A 19,836-nucleotide genomic window follows, 5' to 3' on the forward strand; every position below is an offset into this window, starting at 1 on the left:
CCTCACATCCGGAACGGGGCGAAGTTGTCCGCACCGGCGACGGGCGCCGAGTGCGTCGCCGACAGGGCCAGTCCGAGCACCGTGCGCGTGTGGCGGGGGTCGATCACGCCGTCGTCCCACAGGCGGCCGGTGGCGTAGACCGCACCCGACTGGGCTTCGATCATCTCCTCGGTCTCGCGGCGGACCCGGGCGTCGGTCTCCTCGTCGTAGGGCCTGCCCGCTCGCTCCGCTGCCCGCTGCTGGACGATCGACATCACGCCGGCCAGCTGCGTGCCGCCCATGACCGCGATCCGGTGGCTGGGCCAGGTGAAGACGAACCGCGGATCGTAGGCCCGCCCGGACATGGCGTAGTTCCCCGCGCCGTAGGACGCGCCGACCATCAGCGTCAGGTGCGGCACCGCCGAGTTGGACACGGCGTTGATCAGCTTCGCCCCGTCCTTGATGATGCCGCCGCGCTCGGCGGCGCTGCCGACCATGAAGCCCGTGATGTTCTGGACGAACAGCAACGGGGTGCTGCGGGCGTTGGCGAGCTGGATGAAGTGCGCACCCTTGTTGGACTCCTCCGAGAAGAGGATCCCGTTGTTGGCCAGCACCCCGACCGGGAAGCCGGCGATCGACCCCCACCCGCACACCAGCTGCGTGCCGTAGAGCGGCTTGAACTCCGAGAACCGCGAGCCGTCGAGGACGCGCGCCAGGATCTCCCGGACCTCGACCGCCCGCTTCGGGTCCGACGCCGCGCAGCCCAGCAGCCCGTCCGGGTCGTGCACCGGTGGGTCGGCGGGCAGGGACGGGCCGGGACCGGCGCGGCGCCACCGCAGGTCGGCGATGATCTGACGACCGGTGCGGATCGCGTCGCGCTCGTCCTCGGCGAGGTAGTCGGCCAGGCCGGACACGCGCGCGTGCATCTCCGCGCCACCGAGCGACTCGTCGTCGACGTCCTCGCTGATGGCCATCTTCACCAGCGGCGGCCCTCCGAGGTAGACCGTCGCGGCCTCCTTCACCAGCACCGTGTACTCGCTCAGGCCCGGCAGGTACGCGCCTCCGGCGGTCGAGCTGCCGAAGACCAGCGACACCGTGGGGATCCCGGCAGCCGAGAGACGGGTCAGCTCGTGGAAGGTGCGACCGCCGGGGACGAAGATGTCGGCCTGGCTGGGCAGGTCTGCACCCCCGGACTCCACGAGGGAGATCACCGGGAGCCGGTTGCGGTGGGCGATGTCGAGCGCCCGCAACTGCTTGTCGACCGCCGCAGGGTTCAGCGAACCGCCCTTCACCGTGGACTGGTTCGCGATGACCATGCACTCGGTGCCCGAGACCGCGCCGACGCCCGTGATCAACCGGCCGCCCGGTTGACCGTCCGGCTCGTGGGCACCGGCGTAGCTCGACAGCTCCAGGAAGGGCGCGTCCTCGTCCAGCAACAGGTCCACCCGCTCCCGCGCCAGCAGGCGCCCGCGCGAGTGGTGCCGGTCCACAGCCCGCTCGCCGCCTGCCGCGAGCACCTGCCGGGCGAGCTCGGAGAACGGGCGCAACGACTCCAGCATCGCCTGCCGGTCCCGGGCGAACTGGGCCGACTCAGGGTCCAGGGAGGTTCCCAGCACTGCCATGTGTTCAGCCATCCCATCTCGTCCGGGCCTCGCGGCCGGCGGGGCCACTCCTGATGAAACCAACTTTCGACTCATGAATCAACTCTTGAGCGAGGAGATTTTCGCCCTGTGCCGGGTCTTGCCGGCTGTGCAGCCCTGGCGCAGCCTGTGCAGAGGGAGAGAAAATTGACCGGTGAGTCGAGATGGTGTTGTCTGTTACGGCGCCTCCGCACGAGCCTGATCGAGGCGACCCCACTCGACGTCAAGGAGGACGCAGTGCCCAGCACCGAGTCAGACGCCCTGCGCGCGCATTTCCAGTCGATGAGCGACCGGATGGCTGCCGATCCCGGAATGGATCTCCTCGCCCTCCGGGCGATGATGAACGAGCTCGGCGACCGCGGCGCCGAGCCGGAGGACGTCACCTACTCCGAGGTCGACGCAGACGGCGTCCGCGGCCTGTGGTGCACACCTGCCGGCGCCGCTGCGGACCGCGTCGTCCTCTACACCCACGGCGGCGGGTTCGTGGCCAACAGCATCGCGAGCCACCGGAAGCTGGCTGCCCACCTGGCCAGGGCGACGGGGGCCCGCGCCTTCATGCCCGACTACCGGCTCGCCCCCGAGCACCCGTTCCCCGCTGCACTCGACGATGCGCTCGCGGCGTACCGGTACCTGCGCGGACAGGGCATCGAGGCCGGACGCATCGTCACTGCGGGCGACTCCGCGGGAGGCAACCTCGCGGTGTCCCTGGTGGTCAGGCTGCGCGAGCTCGGCGAACCGCTGCCCGCCGGAATCGTCGCCTTCTCCCCCTGGGTCGACATGGAGCACCTCGGCAAGACCCTCGACACCAACGCCGAGACCGATGCACTGGTCCAGCGGCCCGTCGTCGAGATGATGGGGGCGATGTACCTCGGCGAGAGCGGCTCCCCCACCGATCCGCTGGCCAACCCGCTGCACGCCGACCTCACCGGGTTGCCGCCCCTGTTCGTCGCGGCAGGTGGTGCGGAGTGCCTGCTCGACGACTCGCAGCGCCTGGCCGACCGCGCCCGGGACCACGACGTCGAGGTCGAGTTCTCGATCTCCCCCGGGCAGCAGCACGTCTACCCGTTCATGGTCGGCCGCGCCCAGGAGGCCGACGACACGGTGAGCGCCGCCGGGTCGTGGGCGCGCGCCAAGCTCGGACTCTCCTGACGGACGCAACGACGCCGAGAGGCGGGTCTCCGGTGCGGAGACCCGCCTCTCGGCGTCGTCTGCGGTGCGTGACGGTCCGACGAGCCGTCGCTACTGCGCCTGGACCTGCTCGACGTAGGCCAGCACCTGGAACGGGTCCAGGGCCTCCTTGACGCTGAGCACCTTGCCGTCCTTGATCGTCCACATCATCTGGTAGTTGTTGACGTACTCCGCGGAGCCCGGACCGATCCCGTGGGAGTTCGCCTCCACCGCCACCCGGTCGCCTTCGGCGGTCAGGCTCTTCACGGTGAAGGAGAACTCGTCGAACGGCGTGAGGAAGCCGGTCAGCAGCTTGTAGGTCCCCTCCTTGTCGTTGGGGCCGCCGTACTCGAACCGGTCCTTGCGGTTGGGGAGTTCCCACGTCGCGTCCTCGGCGAGGACGTCCATGAGCGCGTCGAACTCCCTCTTGTCGATGTGCGAGCAGGCGCGCCGGACCAGTTCCTTGTTCGCTTCCGCGGACATGATGACTCCTCTTCGGACGGACGCCGCCTGGTGCGGACGTCGGTGATCGCACTCGAACGGGCTCGCGCCCGGCCGGGGGGCTCAGAGCTGCTGATCGCGCAACGCGACCTTCTTGATCTTCCCCGAGGGGGTGAGCGGCAGTGACTCGACGACGACGATCTCGCCCGGCACCTTGTACTCGGCGAGCTGTCGTCGGCACCGCTCGACGAGCGCGTCCACGTCGACGAGCGCACCGGCGGCCGGGACGACGTAGGCCCTGCCCACCTCGCCGAAGACCGGGTGGGGCACACCGATGACGGCACTCATAGCGATGCGGTGGTCGGCGGCCAGGACGTTCTCGATCTCGGCGGGGTAGACGTTGTACCCCCCGCGCACGTACATCTCCTTCTTCCGGCCGCGCAGTGCGATGCGGCCGTCGGGCCGGAGCACCGCCATGTCGCCGGTGGCGAGCCAGCCCCCCGGGACGAAGGTCGCACTCGTCTCGTCAGGACGTTCCCAGTAGCCGGCGGCGACGCAGGCGCCGCTGATCTGCAGCTCCCCCTCCCCTCCGGGCTCGACCACACCGCCCTCGTCGTCGACCACCCGCGCCGCGAAGGGCCCGATGGGGACACCGATCGTGCTGGTGAGGGTGTCCATGTCGTCGTCGGCGGCCGAGATGACGCAGCCGCCCGACGTCTCGGACAGGCCGTAGAGGTTGGCAAGGCGGGCCCCGGCGAAGACGTCGAGGATCCGCTTGCCCAGCTCCGGTTCGACGTTCGATCCGCCGATGACACAGGTCCGCACCGATGACGTGTCCGCCTCGGCGAACTCCGGCAGTCCCAGCATCATCGCGTACATCGTCGGGACTCCGACGAAGAGCGTGACGCGCCGCTCGACGGTCGTCTGCAGTGCTGTTCGAGGGTGGTAGCCGGCGAGGAGGGCCACGCTCCCTCCGGCGATCATCGCTGCGGCGACCGTGCAGGTCATCCCGCCGACGTGGTTCAGGGGCATGTGCCCGATCGCCACGTCATCGGCACGTTGATCCAGGTGGGCGACCTGCGCCTGCGCCGAGGCGAGGATGCTGCGGTGCGTCAGCACCGCACCCTTCGGGTCGCCGGTGGTGCCGGAGGTGTACAGCAGCACGGCGGGATCGTCCGGCTGCACCGAGGCCGACGCGCGCCGGATCACCCCGACATCGGGCTCCTCGATCAGCAGGTCGCTCCAGCTGACGCCTCCCGCGAGCGTCCGCCGGCCGAGGGTGACGAAGTGCCGCACGGTGGGCAGCCGGTCGCGCAGCCCCTCCAGGAACTCCACGAAGTCGAAGTCCCGGTGCTCGTCGACGCACACCAGCACCGTCGTCGCCGACTGGTTGAGCATGTACTCGAACTCGCGCTCCCGGTACGCCACGTTCAGCGTCACCAGGACCGCCCCGATCTTGGCGGCGGCGAACCAGGTGGCGATCCACTCGGGCGAGTTCGGCGCGGCGACGGCGATCCGGTCGCCGGCGCGCACGCCGGCCGCCAGCAACCCCGCCGCGAACTGGTCGCTGCGGCGATGCACGTCGCCGTAGGTCGCATCGGCGGCACCGTCCTCGCCCAGGAGGAACGGCGCGGTGGAACGGCCCCGGCACGCCGCCGCGAGGGCATCAGCGAGGGTCGACGGGCTGTAGCCGGAAGGCTCTGCGGTCATCGGGCGCCTCTCAACCGACCTGGGCGGGCTCGGCGGAGCTCGACAGCACGAACCCGTCGAAGTCCTTCGCGACCACGCCGTCCAGCCACTGCGCGTAGGCGCCGGCCCCACCGAAGTAGAACAACGGGCTGCGGGGCTTGCCGGGGATGTTCGCCCCGAGGTACCAGCTGCCCACCTTCTCGCCCTGCGGGATGAGCGTCATGTGGAGCACCTCGTCGAGGTGCGCCTTCCACGCCGCGGCGGCCTCCGGCGTCGCCTCGATGCGGTCCAGGCCCTGCTCGCCCATCCGCTCGAGCGCCTGCCCGAGGGTCCACACGACCTTCTCCACGACGACCGGGATGTTGGCGTAGGCGCTCTGCGGCCCGCAGATGAAGAGGAGGTTCGGGAAGCCGGGGTTGGAGATCCCGAGGTAGGTCTGCGGCCCCTCGCGCCACTCGTCGGTCAGCCTGCGACCGTCCACACCCGCGATGTCGATCTTCTCCAGGGCGCCGGTCACGGCGTCGAAGCCGGTGGCGAACACCAGGACGTCCACCTGGTGCTCGGCCCCCGACGCGGTGCGCACCCCGCCGGGGACGATCTCGGCGATCGGGTCGGACAGGACGTCGACGAGCGTGACGTCGTCGCGGTTGTAGGTCTCGTAGTAGCCGTGGCCCGCCGGCGGGCGCTTCGCGACGTAGGGGTAGCCCTTCGGGCACAGCAGCTCGGCCGTGACCGGGTCCTTCACGGTCTCGCGAATCTTGCCGCGGATGAACTCGGACGCGGCGTCGTTGGAGCGCTGGTCGATGAGGATGTCGTCGAAGGTCTCGAACACGTAGTGGAAACCTCCGTCGCGCCAGCCCTGCTCGAAGACCTGCTCGCGCTCCTCGTCGGTGACGTCGTCGTAGACCCGACCGGCCGGGCTCATCGGGAAGCCGAAGACGTGCGACTGCGCCTTCTGCCAGATCGCGGGGTAGTCGGCCTTGATCTGCGCGACCTGCTCCTCGCTCAGCGGGTGGTTCTGCGCGGGGACCACGAAGTTGGGCGTCCGCTGGAAGACGGTCAGGTGCGCCGCCTCCTCGGCGATGACGGGGATCGCCTGCACCGCACTGGCCCCTGCACCGATGACCCCGACCCGCTTCCCGGCGAAGTCCACCGGCTCCTTCGGCCAGTTGCCGGTCACGTACACCTCGCCGGCGAACGAGTCGATGCCCGCGAACTGCGGCTTGTGAGGCACGGACAGGTGGCCCAGCCCGGTGATGAAGTACGTGCACCGGAGCGTGTCACCGGTGTCGGTGCGGACGCTCCAGGTATTCGACCGGGCGTCGTAGGACGCCGACTCGACCCGCGTGCTGAACCGGATGTTCTTGCGGAGGTCGAACTTGTCGGCCACGAACCGCTGGTAGTCGAGCACCTCCTGCTGCTTCGGGTAGCGCTCCTTCCACGTCCACTCCTCGAGGAGTTCCGGGAAGGACGAGAAGCAGTAGGACCAGCTCTCGCTGTCGGTTCGCGCGCCCGGGTACCTGTTCCAGTACCACGTCCCACCGACGTCCGTTCCCGCTTCGACGGCGACGGCGGACAACCCGAGCCTGCGCAGCTCGATGAGCATGCGCAGCCCGGAGAACCCCGCTCCGACCACGACGGCGTCGAAGTCGGTCCCGCTGTCGGTCCTGCCGGTGTCCGTCGTCTGCGTTGACATCGGTCTCCTCCTCGGAGTTCGAGGTCGCCCGGCGGGCGCCGCGAAGAACTGGAACGCGTCCTGACCGCGACTCGCCCGCATCGTGGCGGTACTCGACTCGTGGGTCAATGTTCGTGGGCCGTGAAAGGTGATCGAGCGCGTGTGCACCTCTGAAGCACTGGTGACATGGAACACCGAGTCGACTCGTCAGTCAACTCTTGCCCGGAATCTCGTTCTGCGTCTGCTCGTCGACCACGCCGGAGGCGACCCTCGTCGAGACCATGCGCGATCGCGACTCGATCGGCACGACACCGCGCAGACACGGACCGACCACAGGACCCGACAACACACTCCAGGTCGTGGTCCCGACGTGGTCCCCGGGATTCATGACCATGGCTCGCCGAGCACTCAGGCAGGACCGCCTGCCCGACGCCGCGCCGTCACAGCCACGCGCCGACCACGGTTCGACCACGGCGAGCAAAGGCGCCACAGCGTCTGAAGATCAACATCTGGTTGACCGACTGGGTGACTACGGACCTGGATCCGGACGGATTTCCGGGGATGCCGGGGGACGTCGCGGCGCCCTGACCTGCACATACGCCCTTGAGGTGCACTCACACGACCTTCTTGACACGGAAGAGGTCACAAGTTCAATCCTTGTATCGCCCACCACGTAAGGCCTGGTCAGAACCCCATCTGGGGATCCTGCCCAGGCCTTCTTGGCGTTCTGGGCGGGATTGGGTAACTACGTGAGTCACTATCCCGGCGTCGCCCCGGGAACACGCGGTTCGTGGCCGTCGCACCCTCCTCGATGACCGGCCGCAGCTGCTTGCGGTAGACCGACTCGGTCACCTTCGAGCCGCCCGTGTGCCCGATCAACCGGGCGATCTCCTCGACGGCACTCCCCCGTCCGACAGCAGCGACACGAAGCTGTGGCGCAGCTCCCGCGGTGACCACCGACGGTCGTTCAGGCCGGCAGCGACGGCCACGCGCTGGAAGTCACGGCGCACGTCGGCGGCGGGCATCACCGTCCCCGCCTCGGCCGCGAAGACCAAGTCGCGGTCGGTCCACCGCTCTCCCGCCGCAGCTCGGGTGGCCACCTGCCGGTCGCGGTGCTCCTCCAACGCCTCCACGCAACGCGAGTGTCCGCCGCGAACCCCGTGTCAACGCCAGACCCGCACGTTCGGCGGAACCGGTGGGACGCCGTCCAGATCGCCAACCAGGTCGACGTGCTCCCACGTCAGCGCACGCATCTTGCGTCGGCCCAGCGCCGGGACGACGTGACGCAGCGCGAGGTCGCGCAGGGTCTGCACCGTGCTCGGGTCCCGCCCGCCGAGCCCGTGGTCGGGCCAGTCCTGCACCGCCTGCTGCACGGTGTAGCTCTGCGCGGCGATCAGGACGCCGTCGTCGTGGTCGCGGACGAGCTCCTTGAGCCGGTTGCGCGCCTCGGTCCGGGTGCGTCCGCTGGCCTTGCCGACGATGCGCTTGCCGGAGGGCGTGTGACCCCACGGTGATGGTCGCGACCCATCGCTGTCGTGCCTCGTCGTAGTGCAGGCCACCGTCGCCGCGGCTACGCCGCGCCGTCATCGGCTTGCCGCACCAGCAAAGCGACGTACTCGGCGATCGCGGCGGCGGGGATGAGCCGGGCCGGCCCTGGGTCACCGAGCGCAGCCGGCCCGAGCGGATCAGCTCGTAGATCACCGAACGGCTCAACGACAGCAGCCGCATCGCCTCGGGAACGCGGTACAGCTGCACCGTCTGGTCGCCGCCCTCGTGCTCCTCGTTCCGCATCTCTGCCTCCTTCGACCGATCCACGGGAGGCGTTGCCGCGCCGGCCCCGGTCGTCGAACTCGCCCGGTCCGGCGGCGATCGCCGGGGCGCGCAGCGCCCGGATCATCGGGCCCAGCTCGAGGTCGAACTCACCCGGACCGGTCTGCGCCGGCTGCCACCCCGTGTCCCGTCCGCCCCAGCTCGCGATCATCCGCGGCCACACGTGCTCCTGCGCCCGCCCCGGCCCCATCCGGTAGGGGAGACCAGCCCACCGACTCGCCTCCCGAGCACCACCTTGGTGATCATCGGCGGGCCTCGAACTCCGCTGCCGCCATCTCGATGACGGCCTCCTCGCTCGTGGTCCATCTCGAACCCGAGGAACGCCCCCGTTCCGCACTGACCACGCCCCTGAGCCGGCCGGAAGCATCGCTTCCGGCATATCTCGCTCTGCCTTGCTCTGCCCGCCGAGCGGCATCAGCGACTACCGCGTCAGCCGCCGCCGGGAACCTCGCCGGTGCTGGTGAGGTGGTCGGCGACGTCGCGCAGCTTGGTGTTGGTGGCCTGGCTCGCGCGGATCAGCAGCTGGAACGCCACCTCGCTGCTGATCTTGTAGCGTTCCATCAGGATGCCCTTGGCCTGGCCGATCAGGTCGCGCGACTCGAGGCCGCGGCTCAGCCGTTGGTGCTGTTCGGACCCGACGAGGGCGATCGCGGCGTGGCTGGCCAGGAGCAGGGCGATGTGCTCGGACTCGTCGTCGAAGCCGTGCGGGTCGTGGTTGTAGAGGTTGAGCGCGCCGAGGTTCTCGCCCTCGACGTAGAGCTGTACCGACATCATCGACCCGATGCCCAACTCCAGAGCCCGCCCGGTGAACTGCGGCCACCGGTCCTCCGTGCCCATGTCCGACAGCCGCATGGAGCGCTGGTTGTAGATGGTGCTCATGCACGGGCCCTGCCCGGTCTCGTACTGGGCCCGATCCACCCGCTGGGCCAGCTCGTCGGTGCACGCCGTCGTCTCGATCGTCGTACGCCGGGTCACCCGGCTGATGGCGGCGATCTGCGCCCCGGGCACGTTGTCGACCGCCGCTTGCACGATGCCCGCCAAGGTGTCGTCCAGGGTGGGTTCCTGCTGCAGCTCCCGCGCCAGCTCGCTCAGGTGCACCGCGAGGTCGTCCGGGTGCAGGTGCTTGCCGGTGTCGCTGCTGGACGGGCGGCCGCGACCGTCGCTGCCGGATGAACCCGCCCGGTCGTCGGGGCGCCCGGAAGCACTGCTCACATGATGGGTGGTCGTCGTGCTCACCTTCTTCTCCGTGCGGAACCCCGCCGTTGGACTCATACAGCCCATCACAGGTACCGCTGCGCCGGCGAGGCTGGTAGACAGGCGGTGCTTGGTGCTGGTCTTGATGACCCAGGATTGCGATCAAGCGCGACACAGCGAGGCCGTCGTGCGCCACACCACCGATCCCCGGTACCCCCCGGGAGACCATATGCGCCGCATCAGCGTCCAGATCGCCTTTCCGCGTCCCGCCGTGAGGCTGGTGTGCGTCGCTGGTGAGGTGGACATGGCGACTGCACCGGTCCTGCGCGAGGCGTGCACCCGCGACCTCCGCGGTCGGCCGCCGGTGCGCGATCTGGTGGTCGACCTGAGCCGGGTGGGGTTTCCTGGCCTCCGCCGGGCTCCACGTCCTGCTCGAGTGCCACGCGCAGTTCGCCACCGTCGGCCTGGTCGCGCAGCATCCACCGGTCGCCGTGCCGCTGCGGATCACGGGCCTGGACGGGGTGCTCTCCCTGCACGCCTGCCTCGCCGACGCGCTGCGCGTCCTCGATGAGTGAGCAGCGCCTGGAGGTGAGCGCCTCTGGCCATCTGGCGCGGGTGCGGGCGCACCGGGTCGTGCTGTGCGCCGAACTGGACGCGGTCCGCCGGCGGACGGTGCAGATGCGGGAGGACGACCGAGCGCGCCGACAGCGGATGCGCAGCGCCAGGAGCTGGTACCGGAAGCCCGGCTCGCCACCAGCGATCACGGAGCCCGCCCCGTACCGTCGTCCGGAGGGGTAGACGTCCGCCGCGCGCCGTGCACCCCAGGTCCGGCCGTTGAACACACCTTCGGCCGGACCGCCGGACTGCGACTCGCCCTGCCCGGCTGCTGAGCGGGATCACCCTGGCCGACAGCGACGCAGGATCGGCGGATCACCCGGTCGGCATGGGGATTGCGGGCGGTGGTCCACCCGGGCCTTGCAGTAGAGGGCTTCGACCAGGTCCTCGACCTTGCGAGTGGACACGCCGCGCAGATGGGACTCCATCACCACCGCGAACAGGGCCTGCTCGACCGGCGCGCCGCTCGAGCAGCGACGGGGAGACCGAGCCGGTGCGCAGCTTCGGGATCCGCGACGCCGCATCCCGCCGTCGTGGACAGGATGCGGACGCGGTGCCCGTTGCGCTGGGCGGTGCGTTCCGCGGAACGCTCGTGAGGGCCGGCACCGATCGCGTCGGTGAGCTCGGCCACGATCAACGCCTGGATAGGTACGCCGAACGGGCCGGGAGTTACACCACCAGCGGAGACGTGACCTCGGCCGGATGAGTCGCTCGGTGATCGGGACGCTGCCCGAACGGGCAGCCGCCACCGAGACTGATCCACCGACCTGTCGACTCACGACCTCGACGCACTGCGCGCTGTCCAACACCGTCTCAACCACCGCCCACGCAACACTGACGGGTGGCGAACACCCGCCGAACCGTGGGGGCCTGATGGCGCCATGATCCGGTCATCGCCGCGGCGGTTCCCGAATCCAGCTTGAAACCCGCGGTCCTCGGACGGGTCGCACCTTCACACCCTTAGCTGCTGGAACGCAGGCAGAGATCTTTACCCTCGACGGCATAGCCCTCGGTTCCGTTCGGGCAGTTGTCGATGTCATCGACGGTGCTGACCACAGCTCGTCCGCTGTCGCAATCGACCTCAGTGATCCTGGCCGTCGCGCCGCCCTGGTTCGCGACCGAGACGCAGTCGCCGCGCTCGATCCCGCCACCATCGCTGAACAGCAACGCCGCGAGGGCGCCGCCCGCGACCAGGATGCCGGGCAGGATCAAGCGGCTGGGGGACTTGGGATTCAACGTCGATCTCCTTGCAGTGCTGGGGGCTTGCGTGTACGTCGAGCCGCGGTCGATCTCCGTTACCCGGCCCTCGGCACGAGTCAGCCATACCTCGTCATGACGCGGTCACCTCGTCGATGTCGCCGTCGAAGTCGGGTCACACCGTCACCGAAACGCCGTCGTCACAGCGCGGGCGACGGGCCCGGTTCAGACGACGCTCAGCGCCGCACCGGACATACCTCCCCATGTTGCGATGCGCGTCCCGGCGTCCATTCGCCCGGATCGTCGGCGGCCTCGCGCTGCTGGTCGCGGCGTTGGTGGTCCAGCGCCCACCACGTAGGCCTGGTCAGAGCCCAATCGGAGGATTCGGACCAGGTCTTCTTGGCCTTCTGGGCGGCGCTGAGGGCGGAGTTCGCGCGGTAACCACCGCCGGTCGTCCAGACCTGCTGCGGCGGCCACACGCCGGAAGACCGCCGCCGGTTGCCGCACGGAGCCCGGGCTGCTGCTGCTCGACGTCCTGCGCCGCGTGCACCGGGAGGCCGCCGACCGCAGCTCGACCGGTTCGCGATGCGCGACACGCCGACCGGCGACATACTCGTCCCGCGGCTTCAGCCACGTGGCCGCGAGGAGAGTCATGACCCACCGGCTCCGTCGATGCGCAACGCCCGCCCGCGGTGCGCGATCAGTCGCGCCCACGTCCGATGAGCACGTGTTCCACGCGCCCTCCGGACTCCGCCCGTCGTCCCGGGAAGGCCGATGACGACGGCTCCCGGGGCCGAGGACGCCACGGCGGACGCCGGACACCAGGAACAGGTGGCGGGCACGGGCGACGCCGACCGGCCCGTCCTCCTGCTCGTCGATGACGACCCACAGCGACGCAGCCTCGTCGCGAGCCTGCTCGGCCCGCACTGCACCGTCCTCGTCGGGCACGACAGGGCCGACGCGTTGGAGGCGGTCGGGCGGCACACGATCGACGTCCTGGTGCTCGGCTCCACGAGGTCCGGCCTGCTCACCGAGGTCCGCGCGCGGCCCGCGTCGGCAGCGGTGCCGGCGATCCTGCTGACGTGCCGGGCGGAGGACGACGCCGTGCTGCAGGGGCTGCAGTCAGGCCTGGACGACCTGCTCTCCGTGCCCTCGTCCGCCCACGACGTGCTGACCGGTCTGCGATCCGCCCTCGACGCGGCGCGCTCGGACCACCTCGACCGAGCCTGGCGCAGCGCGGTGCTCGCCGCGAACCAGGAGGGCTGCTGCATCGTGGACGGCGCCGGCGGCGCGATCGTCTCGGCCAACGCGGCCGCGACGGATCTGCTCGGCCTGCGGCCCGAGGACGTCCCGTTCGGTCCACCGCACCCCTTCCTCCCGGCGGCCGAGGAGGACCCGGAGGGGTTCGCCCTGGTCGAGTCGGCGTGGACGCGGGCGTCGACCGAGGAACGCGGGCGCGCCGTCGTGCCGCTGCGGCACGTCACGACCCGGGCCCGCGTCTGGGTGTCCGTCTCCTACAGTGAGCTTCCGGTCGGCAGCCGTGGAGGCCGCTCCTACCTCGCGACGCTGCACGACGTGACCGCCGCCCGGCGCGCCGCCGAGCGCGACGCGCTGCTGGCCCGGGCAGCGGCGCTGCCGACCGAACCGGGTCCGCTCGCCGAGCGGCTGCGACGGTTCCTCCCGATCATCGCTCGCGTACTGGGCGGGCGGGTCGAGGTGGAACTGCGCGGTCCGGACGGGCGCAGCGAACCGGTCGCAGCAGCGCCGGGCGCTCGGCAGGTCGGGAACGGGCACGACGGTGACGACCTCGTCGTTCCCCTGGTCGGCACCGACCGGGTGCTCGGGACGCTGCGCGTCGCCGGGCTCGACCTCGCGACCACCTCCGACACCGGCACAGCCGAGGGATCCAGGGCCGAGGTGGACATGGCCGAGCTGCTCGCGCGACGCATCGCCGCCGCGGTGGACGCCGACCGGGTCGCGGAGCGGGCCACCCGGTTGCACGAGGTCACCACAGCGCTCGCCTCGGCAGGAACCCTGCTCGAGACCGCCCGCGCGCTGGTCGACGGGGTGCGGCGGGCGCTGGCGACGAGCAGCGCCGCGGTCTACGCGGTGGCCCCCGACGGCCTGCACCTGCACCTGGTGCACCGTCACGACGGGGATCCCGGTAGGGCGAGCGGGGAGCCGGTCCTGCGGGTCGACGGCCCGGGTGCGGTGGCGCGCGCCGCGGCCGGCCGCGGACCGGTGTGGCCACCGACCTCGACCGGCCCCATCGCCGCGATCCCGCTCACCGTCGGCGAACGCGTCGTCGGGGTGCTGGCCGTGGAGCGCAGCGGATCCGGTCACCTCCTGCCCGACGAACGCGACTTCGCCGCGACGCTGGCGGGCCAGGCCGCCCAGGCCTTCGAGCGCGCGGCGCTGGCGGACCAGCGGTGGCAGCTCGCCCGGGCCCTGCAGCGCGCCCTGCTGCCCACCTCCCTGCCCGCGTTCGCCCACCTCGCCCTGGCCGCGCACTACGAGCCCGCCCAGCAGGAGTTCGAGGCCGGCGGCGACTGGTACGACGTCTTCGCCCTCGGCCCGGCCCGGGTCGCGCTCGTGGTGGGCGACGTGGTCGGGCAGGGCCCCACCGCGGCGGCGGTCATGGGCCAGCTGCGCAGTGTCGTGTCGGCCTACCTGCACGACGGTCACTCCCCCGCCCAGGCGCTGGAGGGCCTGGACCGCGCCGCCCGACGCATACCCGGCGCTCGGGGAAGTACCGCGCTGTGTCTGACCATCGACACGGACAGCGGCGACGTGGCCTGGTCGGCGGCGGGGCACGTACCGCCCCTGATCGCCGGTCCCGACGGCACCCGCTTCGCGCAGGGCGGGCAGGGCGCGCTGCTCGGAGTGTCCGACCGTGCGCCCTACGGCGAAGGTCGAGAGACCGTCGTCCCGGGCACCACGGTCGCCCTCTACACCGACGGCCTCGTCGAACGTCGCGGCCAGGTCGTCGACGACGGGCTGCAGCGGCTCGCTGCCGTGGCCGAACGAGGCCACCAGCGTCCGCCCGGAGAACTGCTCGACGTGCTCCTCGCCGAGGTCCTCGGCTCCGACACCGGCGACGACGTCGCGCTCGTCCTCGCGCGGCTCGTGCCCCGCCCGCTCGAACGGCGCCTCGACGCCGACCCGTTGCTCCTCCCCGGGCTGCGGCACGACGTGCACGCCTGGGCCGTCGCCGCGGGCATGTCCGAGGACGGCGCCGACGACCTCCAGCTGGCTCTGAGCGAGGCAGCCACCAACTGCGTCGAGCACGCCTATGCCGGGGGCGCCGGCGAGATCCGCTGCCGGGTGCACCGCACCGCGGACGGGGCGGTCGAGGCGAGCGTGCAGGACTTCGGCGCCTGGCGGCCGCCGCCGGCCGACCCCGGCTACCGCGGCCGCGGGCTCGCCGTGATCCACACCCTGGCCGAGCACGTCGAGCTCCACCCCACCCCGCAGGGGACCACGATCGTCTTCCGGATCCCCGCGAGCACAGAACCGCTGGCCCAGCGCGCGCCGGGCGGCAGCGCACCCCAGTGGTGGACGCGCCAGGAGCGTCCCGGTCCCGGTACGGTTCCCGGATGCTGACCGACGTCGTCGACCTCGTCGGTCACCTGCCCTTCCCGATCGGCGTCACCGCCGGCCCGGACCACGTGGTGGAGCTGCTCGACCCGACCGCGTACCGGCTGCTCGGGTCCGGTCTCGTCGTCGGCACCACGGCACGGGCGTCCCTGCCCGTGGGCGATGCCGTCCTCGCCGCGCTGGACCGGGCGTACCGCGAGGGCGAGCCGAGCCTGACCGGGGTGGGTCCGGCCGCGGTGACGGTCGGCTGCGTCCCGATCCGCGACCCCGACGGCAGCGTGGCCGGGGTGCTGCTGCACGTCGTCGGGGAGGGGCACGACGGACTGGAGCTGATCGACGCCGCGCGCGCCCGTCGGCGGTCCTCCGCGCTGCAGCAGCTCGCCACCGAGCTCTCCCGGGCTGCCACACCGTCGGCGATCGGCGCGCTGTGCGTCACCGCCGCCGTCGAGGTGCTGCACGCCGACGCGGCGGGCGCGTACGCCTCGGCCGGGCCCGGCCGCCTCGAGGTGCTGCACTCCGTCGGCTGGCCCGAGGCCACCAGACGGCAGTACGAGCACCTGGTCCTGCAGCACGGCCGCCCCCTGTCCGACGCCGTCCTCGACGGCGAGCCCGTGTGGATCGAGGACGCCGAGCAGTGGCGGCTGCGGTACCCGGAGATGGCTCCGGTCGGCACCTCGGGAGGCTTCCAGGCCACCGCCTGCATCCCCTTCCGGGTCGAGGACCGCGACCTCGGTGCCGCGGTGTTCACCTTCGCCCGGCCCCGCGCCTTCACCACCGGCGAGCGCGGGCACCTGCTGGCCGTGGCGGCGCTGTGCGCGCAGGCCCTCGACCGCGCCCGGCTCCTGGTGGCCGAGCAGGCGGCCCGTGCCGCGGCCGAGCAGCAGCGCGACCGGATGACGTTCCTGGCCCGGGCCGGTCGCCTGATGGAGGCCCCGCTGTCGGTGCAGGAGCGCCTGCGGCAGCTCGCCGACCTGGCCGTCCCGACGATCGCCGACTGGTGCGCCGTGCACCTCGTGCGCGACGACCGCGTCGACCGCATCGCCGTCGCCCACGCCGATCCGGCCAAGGTGCGCTTCGTCGACGAGCTGCAGCACCGGTACCCGCCCGATCCCCACGCGCCCGGTGGCGCGATCCAGGTGGCCCGCACCGGCGTGCCCGTGCACCTGCGCGACATCCCCGACGAGATGCTCGTCGCTGCGGCCGTCGACGAGGCGCACCTGGACATCCTGCGGGGCATCGGCATGCGCTCGGCCGTCGTCGTCCCGCTGGTCGTGCGCGACACCCGTCTCGGCGCCCTCACCCTGGTCCACGCGGAGTCCGGCAACCGCTTCGACGAGACCGACCTGGCCTTCGCCCAGCAGCTGGCCGCGACAGCGGCCCTCGCGCTCGACAACGCACGTCTGTTCGAGCAGCAGCAGGCCATCGCGCGCACCCTGCAGTCGGCGCTGCTGCCGCGGAGCCTGCCCGCGATGACCGGGCTGGAGCTCGCGGCCCGCTACGTTCCGCAGGCCGCCCATCCCGGGGCCGTCCAGGTGGGCGGTGACCTCTACGACGTCGTCCCCGGCCGCGACCGCTGCGCGGTGACCGTCGCCGACGTGTGCGGCAAGGGCACCGAGGCCGCGGCGCTCACGGCGCTGATCCGGCACACCGTCCGCGCCGAGGTCGATCACGGTGTGCAGCCCGCCGAGGTGCTCCGTCGGCTCAACGCCGCGATGCTGCGCGAGCCCGGCACGGACCCCGCGCGGTTCGCCACGGTGGTGCACGCGCAGCTCGTCACCGACGTCGGCGGCGCGTCGGTGCGACTCACCAGCGGCGGGCACGAGCCACCGCTGGTGCTGCGCGCCGGCGGGGTCGAGGTGCTCGACGCGCCCGGTACCCTCCTCGGCGTCTACCCCGAAATCGATCTGGTCGAGGTCGACGTGCGGCTCGCCCCCGGCGAGGTGCTGGTGCTGTACACCGACGGCGTGACGGAGGCTCACGGAGTGGACGGTCTGTACGGCCCGGACCGCCTGGCGGCGGTGGTCGCGGAGTGCGCCGGACGCAGCGCGGAGTCGGTCGCCGAGGCCGTCCTCTCCGACGTCGCGGCCTTCCGACACGGCCCGCCGCGCGACGACGTCGTGCTGCTCGTCGTCCGGGCCGCACCGTGACCCAGCACGACGACGGTGACGTGCGACGGGTCGTGCTGCGCGGAGAGCTCGACATCACCACCGTGGACCGGGCCGACGCCGAGGTCACCGAGGCCGAGGCGAGCACCCCGGCGATGCTGCTCCTGGACCTGTCCGAGCTCACCTTCGTCGACTCGTCGGGCGTCCGGCTCGTGCTGCTGGCCGACGACCGGGCCCGGGCCTGCGGACGCCGCCTCGCCGTGCGCCTCGGCGCCGGTCCGGCGCTGCGCGTCTTCCGGGCACTGGGACTGCTGCCCAAGCTCGAGATCATCCCCGAACCAGCACCCGGCTACGACACATCGTGATGCCGGACCTCGCTGCCGCATTGAGCGCATCGATCGACCTGCCGACACACCCCCGCAGCGTCCCGACCGCGCGACACCTGCTCTCAGAGCTGCTGTTGTCCTGGAACGCCGACCGGTTCCGCGACGACGCGAACCTGCTCGTCAGCGAACTCGTCACCAACGTCGTACGGCACGTCGGCAACCGGAGACCACCGATGGTGCTCGAGGTTCATCTCTCCGGCCCCGGCCTCCGCGTGGCGGTTGTCGACTCGTCCAGCGCCCGGGCCGCACTCGTCGATCAGCCCTCGTCGGACGGCGGCTACGGTCTCGCGCTCGTCGACGCACTGTCCGAGCGGTGGGGCACCGAGCCCTACGGTGACGGCAAACGGGTGTGGTTCGAACTGCGGCGATGACCGGCCGATCCCGCGCGGCAGCGCCAGGCGCGTGCATCCTGCGAAGATCGCCGCTCCCGAGCGTGGGCGGAAGCCGAGCTGCCCACGGCGCGTCCGGCCGTTCCGTCCGGTCAACCCGGGCTGCGGCTGGTAGGAGGACTCCATGACCGAGCCTCCGAAGCTCTCCACACTCGCCGACGTCCGTCCCGCGTCGGCCGGCCCGCGCAGCGTGCGTGGCCGCAGCGCGACGATCGCGCTGCTGCTGGTGATCGTCCTCGCCGGAGCGGGCGGGCTGTTCGGCGTCCGCACGACCACCACCACCGCGACCGCCGGCCCTTTCGAGTTGTCGCTCGAGCACGCCTGGATCGCCCGGGCCGGGCTCGACGTCCCCTGGACCGTGAGCGTCCACCGGACCGGTGGCTTCACGGGTCCGGTCACCCTCGCCGTCACCAGCAGCTACTTCGACATCTACGAGAGCCAGGGCCTCGACCCCGAACCCGCCACCCGGACCGCCGACGCCGAGTTCCTCTACTGGACCTTCGACCCCCCGCCCTCCGGCGAGAACCTGACCGTCGACTTCGACGCCTACATCCAGCCCTCCAGCCAGTGGGGCGCCTCCGGCCGACTCCGCCTGATCGAGGACGGCGCATCCGTCGTCCTCGTCGACTTCACCACTGCGCTGGTGCCCTGATGGAGATCATCGTCCGGGCCGTCGTCCTGTTCGGGTTCCTCTGGCTCATCACGCGCGTCGCGGGCCGCGCCACCCTCGGCGAGCTCAGCACCTTCCAGCTCCTGCTCTACGTGACGATGGGCGACCTCGTCCAACAGTCGATCACGCAGCAGGACTACTCGGTCACGTCCGGCGTCCTCGCCGTCAGCGTCTTCGCCCTGCTCACCATCGCCATCTCCTGGGTGAACGCACGTTCTCCCCGGCTACGGCCCCTCACCCACGGCATCCCGGTCATCATCCTGAGGGCCGGGGAACCGCTGCTGGAGCAGATGCGTCGCGAACGGCTCTCCGTCGACGACCTCATGGCCGCCGCCCGCGAGAAGGGCATCCGCCGCCTCACCCAGGTCGACCTCGCCGTCCTGGAGACCGACGGGAAGATCTCCTTCTTCACCGACGAGTCCGACTCCGCAGGCGCACCCGAACGCCCCTCCGTCGGCTGATCCGCCACCGCGCCTCGAGGTCCCGCCCGCGACCGGCGTCGGTGCCGTCTCAGTAGTACACGGCGAGCCGGGCGCGGGGACCGTCGATCACGTCCACCGGGGTGTCGAAGATGTCGGACAGCACGTCGCTGCGCATGATCTCGTCGGGCGTTCCGACCCGCACCACACAGCCGGCCTTGACCGCGCAGATGCGGTCGGCGTAGTGCCCGGCGAAGTTGATGTCGTGCACCACGATCACGACGGTGCGCCCGAGCTCGGTGGCTGCGCGGCGCAGGTGGCCCATCATCTGCACGGAGTGCTGCATGTCGAGGTTGTTGAGGGGCTCGTCGAGCAGGAGGTAGTCGGTGTCCTGGGCGAGCACCATCGCGACGTAGGCCCGCTGCCGCTGTCCCCCGGACAGCTCGTCGAGGTAGCGGTGCTCGAGCTCGCCCAGGCCGAGGAAGTCGATCGAGCGGCTGACGACCTCCTCGTCGTCGACGGTGAGCCGTCCGCCGGAGTGCGGGAAGCGGCCGAACCCCACGAGCTGGCGGACGGTGAGCCGGGTGATGAAGTGGTTCTCCTGGCGCAGGATCGACACCACCTTGGCCAGGTCGGTGGAGTTCGTGCTCGCCACGTCGTAGCCCGCGATCTCGATGGTCCCGGCATCCATCCCGAGGAGCCTGCCGATCATCGTGAGCAGCGTCGACTTGCCTGCGCCGTTCGGGCCGATCAGCGCCGTCACGCCGCCCCGGGGGATCGTCAGGTCGACCGGCCCGATGGAGACGTCCGACCCGTAGTGCTTGGTCACCTCGTGGAGCGTGA

16 protein-coding genes and 2 pseudogenes are annotated in these 19,836 nt (G+C 71.5%); 7 read left to right on the plus strand and 11 right to left on the minus strand.

Going from position 1 to position 19,836, the window contains the following annotated elements:
- Window positions 1–2: 2 nt before the first annotated feature.
- A complete protein-coding gene (locus tag I4I82_RS03225; protein WP_218595200.1) occupies window positions 3–1,601 on the minus strand; it encodes an acyl-CoA carboxylase subunit beta in 1,599 nt (532 codons plus the stop codon).
- A 255-nt stretch (window positions 1,602–1,856) separates the two neighbouring features.
- On the opposite strand from I4I82_RS03225, the gene I4I82_RS03230 reads away from it, so the two are divergent.
- Window positions 1,857–2,768, plus strand: coding sequence for an alpha/beta hydrolase (locus I4I82_RS03230; RefSeq protein ID WP_226369849.1), 912 nt, complete (start codon window positions 1,857–1,859; stop codon window positions 2,766–2,768).
- A 90-nt stretch (window positions 2,769–2,858) separates the two neighbouring features.
- Here the strand turns inward: I4I82_RS03230 and I4I82_RS03235 are convergent, their stop codons facing one another.
- From I4I82_RS03235 to I4I82_RS03275, 9 genes and pseudogenes are all read right to left on the minus strand, one after another.
- A complete protein-coding gene (locus I4I82_RS03235; RefSeq protein ID WP_218595201.1) occupies window positions 2,859–3,269 on the minus strand; it encodes a nuclear transport factor 2 family protein in 411 nt (136 codons plus the stop codon).
- Window positions 3,270–3,350: 81 nt separating this feature from the next.
- The gene (locus I4I82_RS03240) at window positions 3,351–4,937 is read right to left on the minus strand and encodes a class I adenylate-forming enzyme family protein (protein WP_218595202.1); all 1,587 of its coding nucleotides are present in this window, start codon (window positions 4,935–4,937) and stop codon (window positions 3,351–3,353) included.
- 10 nt (window positions 4,938–4,947) lie between these two features.
- Window positions 4,948–6,612 carry a flavin-containing monooxygenase gene (locus tag I4I82_RS03245; RefSeq protein ID WP_218595203.1) on the minus strand — a complete coding sequence of 555 codons (1,665 nt, stop codon included), beginning with the start codon at window positions 6,610–6,612 and terminating at the stop codon, window positions 4,948–4,950.
- An 854-nt stretch (window positions 6,613–7,466) separates the two neighbouring features.
- Complete coding sequence (locus tag I4I82_RS03250; protein ID WP_226369850.1) at window positions 7,467–7,724, minus strand: site-specific integrase; 258 nt, start codon at window positions 7,722–7,724, stop codon at window positions 7,467–7,469.
- A gap of 30 nt (window positions 7,725–7,754) precedes the next feature.
- Window positions 7,755–8,150 carry a hypothetical protein gene (locus tag I4I82_RS03255; RefSeq protein WP_225920496.1) on the minus strand — a complete coding sequence of 132 codons (396 nt, stop codon included), beginning with the start codon at window positions 8,148–8,150 and terminating at the stop codon, window positions 7,755–7,757.
- A 136-nt stretch (window positions 8,151–8,286) separates the two neighbouring features.
- A pseudogene (locus I4I82_RS34715) lies at window positions 8,287–8,382 on the minus strand (hypothetical protein); the annotation flags it as partial.
- A gap of 468 nt (window positions 8,383–8,850) precedes the next feature.
- Window positions 8,851–9,693 carry a GAF and ANTAR domain-containing protein gene (locus I4I82_RS03265; protein WP_218588773.1) on the minus strand — a complete coding sequence of 281 codons (843 nt, stop codon included), beginning with the start codon at window positions 9,691–9,693 and terminating at the stop codon, window positions 8,851–8,853.
- A gap of 905 nt (window positions 9,694–10,598) precedes the next feature.
- Window positions 10,599–10,873 (minus strand): annotated as a pseudogene (locus I4I82_RS03270) (transposase); the annotation flags it as partial.
- Window positions 10,874–11,190: 317 nt separating this feature from the next.
- On the minus strand, window positions 11,191–11,466 hold the full coding sequence (locus I4I82_RS03275) for an LppU/SCO3897 family protein (protein WP_218588772.1): 276 nt from the start codon (window positions 11,464–11,466) through the stop codon (window positions 11,191–11,193).
- Between the two features lie 735 nt (window positions 11,467–12,201).
- Between I4I82_RS03275 and I4I82_RS03280 the strand changes: the two genes are divergently transcribed.
- The 6 genes from I4I82_RS03280 to I4I82_RS03305 all read left to right on the plus strand — a co-directional run bounded on the left by I4I82_RS03280 (window position 12,202) and on the right by I4I82_RS03305 (window position 19,035).
- On the plus strand, window positions 12,202–15,030 hold the full coding sequence (locus I4I82_RS03280; RefSeq protein WP_218588771.1) for a SpoIIE family protein phosphatase: 2,829 nt from the start codon (window positions 12,202–12,204) through the stop codon (window positions 15,028–15,030).
- On the plus strand, window positions 15,024–17,171 hold the full coding sequence (locus I4I82_RS03285; RefSeq protein ID WP_218588770.1) for a GAF domain-containing SpoIIE family protein phosphatase: 2,148 nt from the start codon (window positions 15,024–15,026) through the stop codon (window positions 17,169–17,171). Before I4I82_RS03280 ends, I4I82_RS03285 begins: the two co-directional genes overlap by 7 nt.
- Window positions 17,168–17,494 (plus strand): STAS domain-containing protein, encoded by a 327-nt coding sequence (locus tag I4I82_RS03290; protein ID WP_218588769.1) that lies wholly within the window; start codon window positions 17,168–17,170, stop codon window positions 17,492–17,494. Before I4I82_RS03285 ends, I4I82_RS03290 begins: the two co-directional genes overlap by 4 nt.
- Window positions 17,494–17,886, plus strand: a complete 393-nt coding sequence (locus I4I82_RS03295) for an ATP-binding protein (RefSeq protein WP_225920907.1) — start codon at window positions 17,494–17,496, stop codon at window positions 17,884–17,886. The genes I4I82_RS03290 and I4I82_RS03295 overlap by 1 nt, the downstream gene beginning before the upstream one ends.
- 142 nt (window positions 17,887–18,028) lie before the next feature.
- Window positions 18,029–18,556 (plus strand): hypothetical protein, encoded by a 528-nt coding sequence (locus I4I82_RS03300; protein ID WP_218588767.1) that lies wholly within the window; start codon window positions 18,029–18,031, stop codon window positions 18,554–18,556.
- On the plus strand, window positions 18,556–19,035 hold the full coding sequence (locus I4I82_RS03305; protein ID WP_218588766.1) for a DUF421 domain-containing protein: 480 nt from the start codon (window positions 18,556–18,558) through the stop codon (window positions 19,033–19,035). The genes I4I82_RS03300 and I4I82_RS03305 overlap by 1 nt, the downstream gene beginning before the upstream one ends.
- 49 nt (window positions 19,036–19,084) lie before the next feature.
- Here I4I82_RS03305 and I4I82_RS03310 read toward each other — a convergent pair whose 3' ends face one another.
- Window positions 19,085–19,822, minus strand: coding sequence for an iron ABC transporter ATP-binding protein (locus tag I4I82_RS03310; protein WP_226369851.1), 738 nt, complete (start codon window positions 19,820–19,822; stop codon window positions 19,085–19,087).
- Window positions 19,823–19,836: the final 14 nt, after the last annotated feature.

Origin of the sequence: Pseudonocardia oceani, assembly GCF_019263585.2 — a bacterium.
In the GTDB taxonomy this organism is placed as follows: domain Bacteria; phylum Actinomycetota; class Actinomycetes; order Mycobacteriales; family Pseudonocardiaceae; genus Pseudonocardia; species Pseudonocardia oceani.

What these genes read in the sequence shown, in the direction of transcription:
- I4I82_RS03240 (WP_218595202.1), bottom strand. Translation starts at nt 4,937, where the DNA reads ATGACCGCAGAGCCTTCCGGCTACAGCCCGTCGACCCTCGCTGATGCC.
- I4I82_RS03295 (WP_225920907.1), top strand. Translation starts at nt 17,494, where the DNA reads ATGCCGGACCTCGCTGCCGCATTGAGCGCATCGATCGACCTGCCGACA.
- I4I82_RS03305 (WP_218588766.1), top strand. Translation starts at nt 18,556, where the DNA reads ATGGAGATCATCGTCCGGGCCGTCGTCCTGTTCGGGTTCCTCTGGCTC.
- I4I82_RS03265 (WP_218588773.1), bottom strand. Translation starts at nt 9,693, where the DNA reads ATGAGTCCAACGGCGGGGTTCCGCACGGAGAAGAAGGTGAGCACGACG.
- I4I82_RS03225 (WP_218595200.1), bottom strand. Translation starts at nt 1,601, where the DNA reads ATGGCAGTGCTGGGAACCTCCCTGGACCCTGAGTCGGCCCAGTTCGCC.
- I4I82_RS03300 (WP_218588767.1), top strand. Translation starts at nt 18,029, where the DNA reads ATGACCGAGCCTCCGAAGCTCTCCACACTCGCCGACGTCCGTCCCGCG.
- I4I82_RS03285 (WP_218588770.1), top strand. Translation starts at nt 15,024, where the DNA reads ATGCTGACCGACGTCGTCGACCTCGTCGGTCACCTGCCCTTCCCGATC.
- I4I82_RS03280 (WP_218588771.1), top strand. Translation starts at nt 12,202, where the DNA reads ATGACGACGGCTCCCGGGGCCGAGGACGCCACGGCGGACGCCGGACAC.
- I4I82_RS03235 (WP_218595201.1), bottom strand. Translation starts at nt 3,269, where the DNA reads ATGTCCGCGGAAGCGAACAAGGAACTGGTCCGGCGCGCCTGCTCGCAC.
- I4I82_RS03245 (WP_218595203.1), bottom strand. Translation starts at nt 6,612, where the DNA reads ATGTCAACGCAGACGACGGACACCGGCAGGACCGACAGCGGGACCGAC.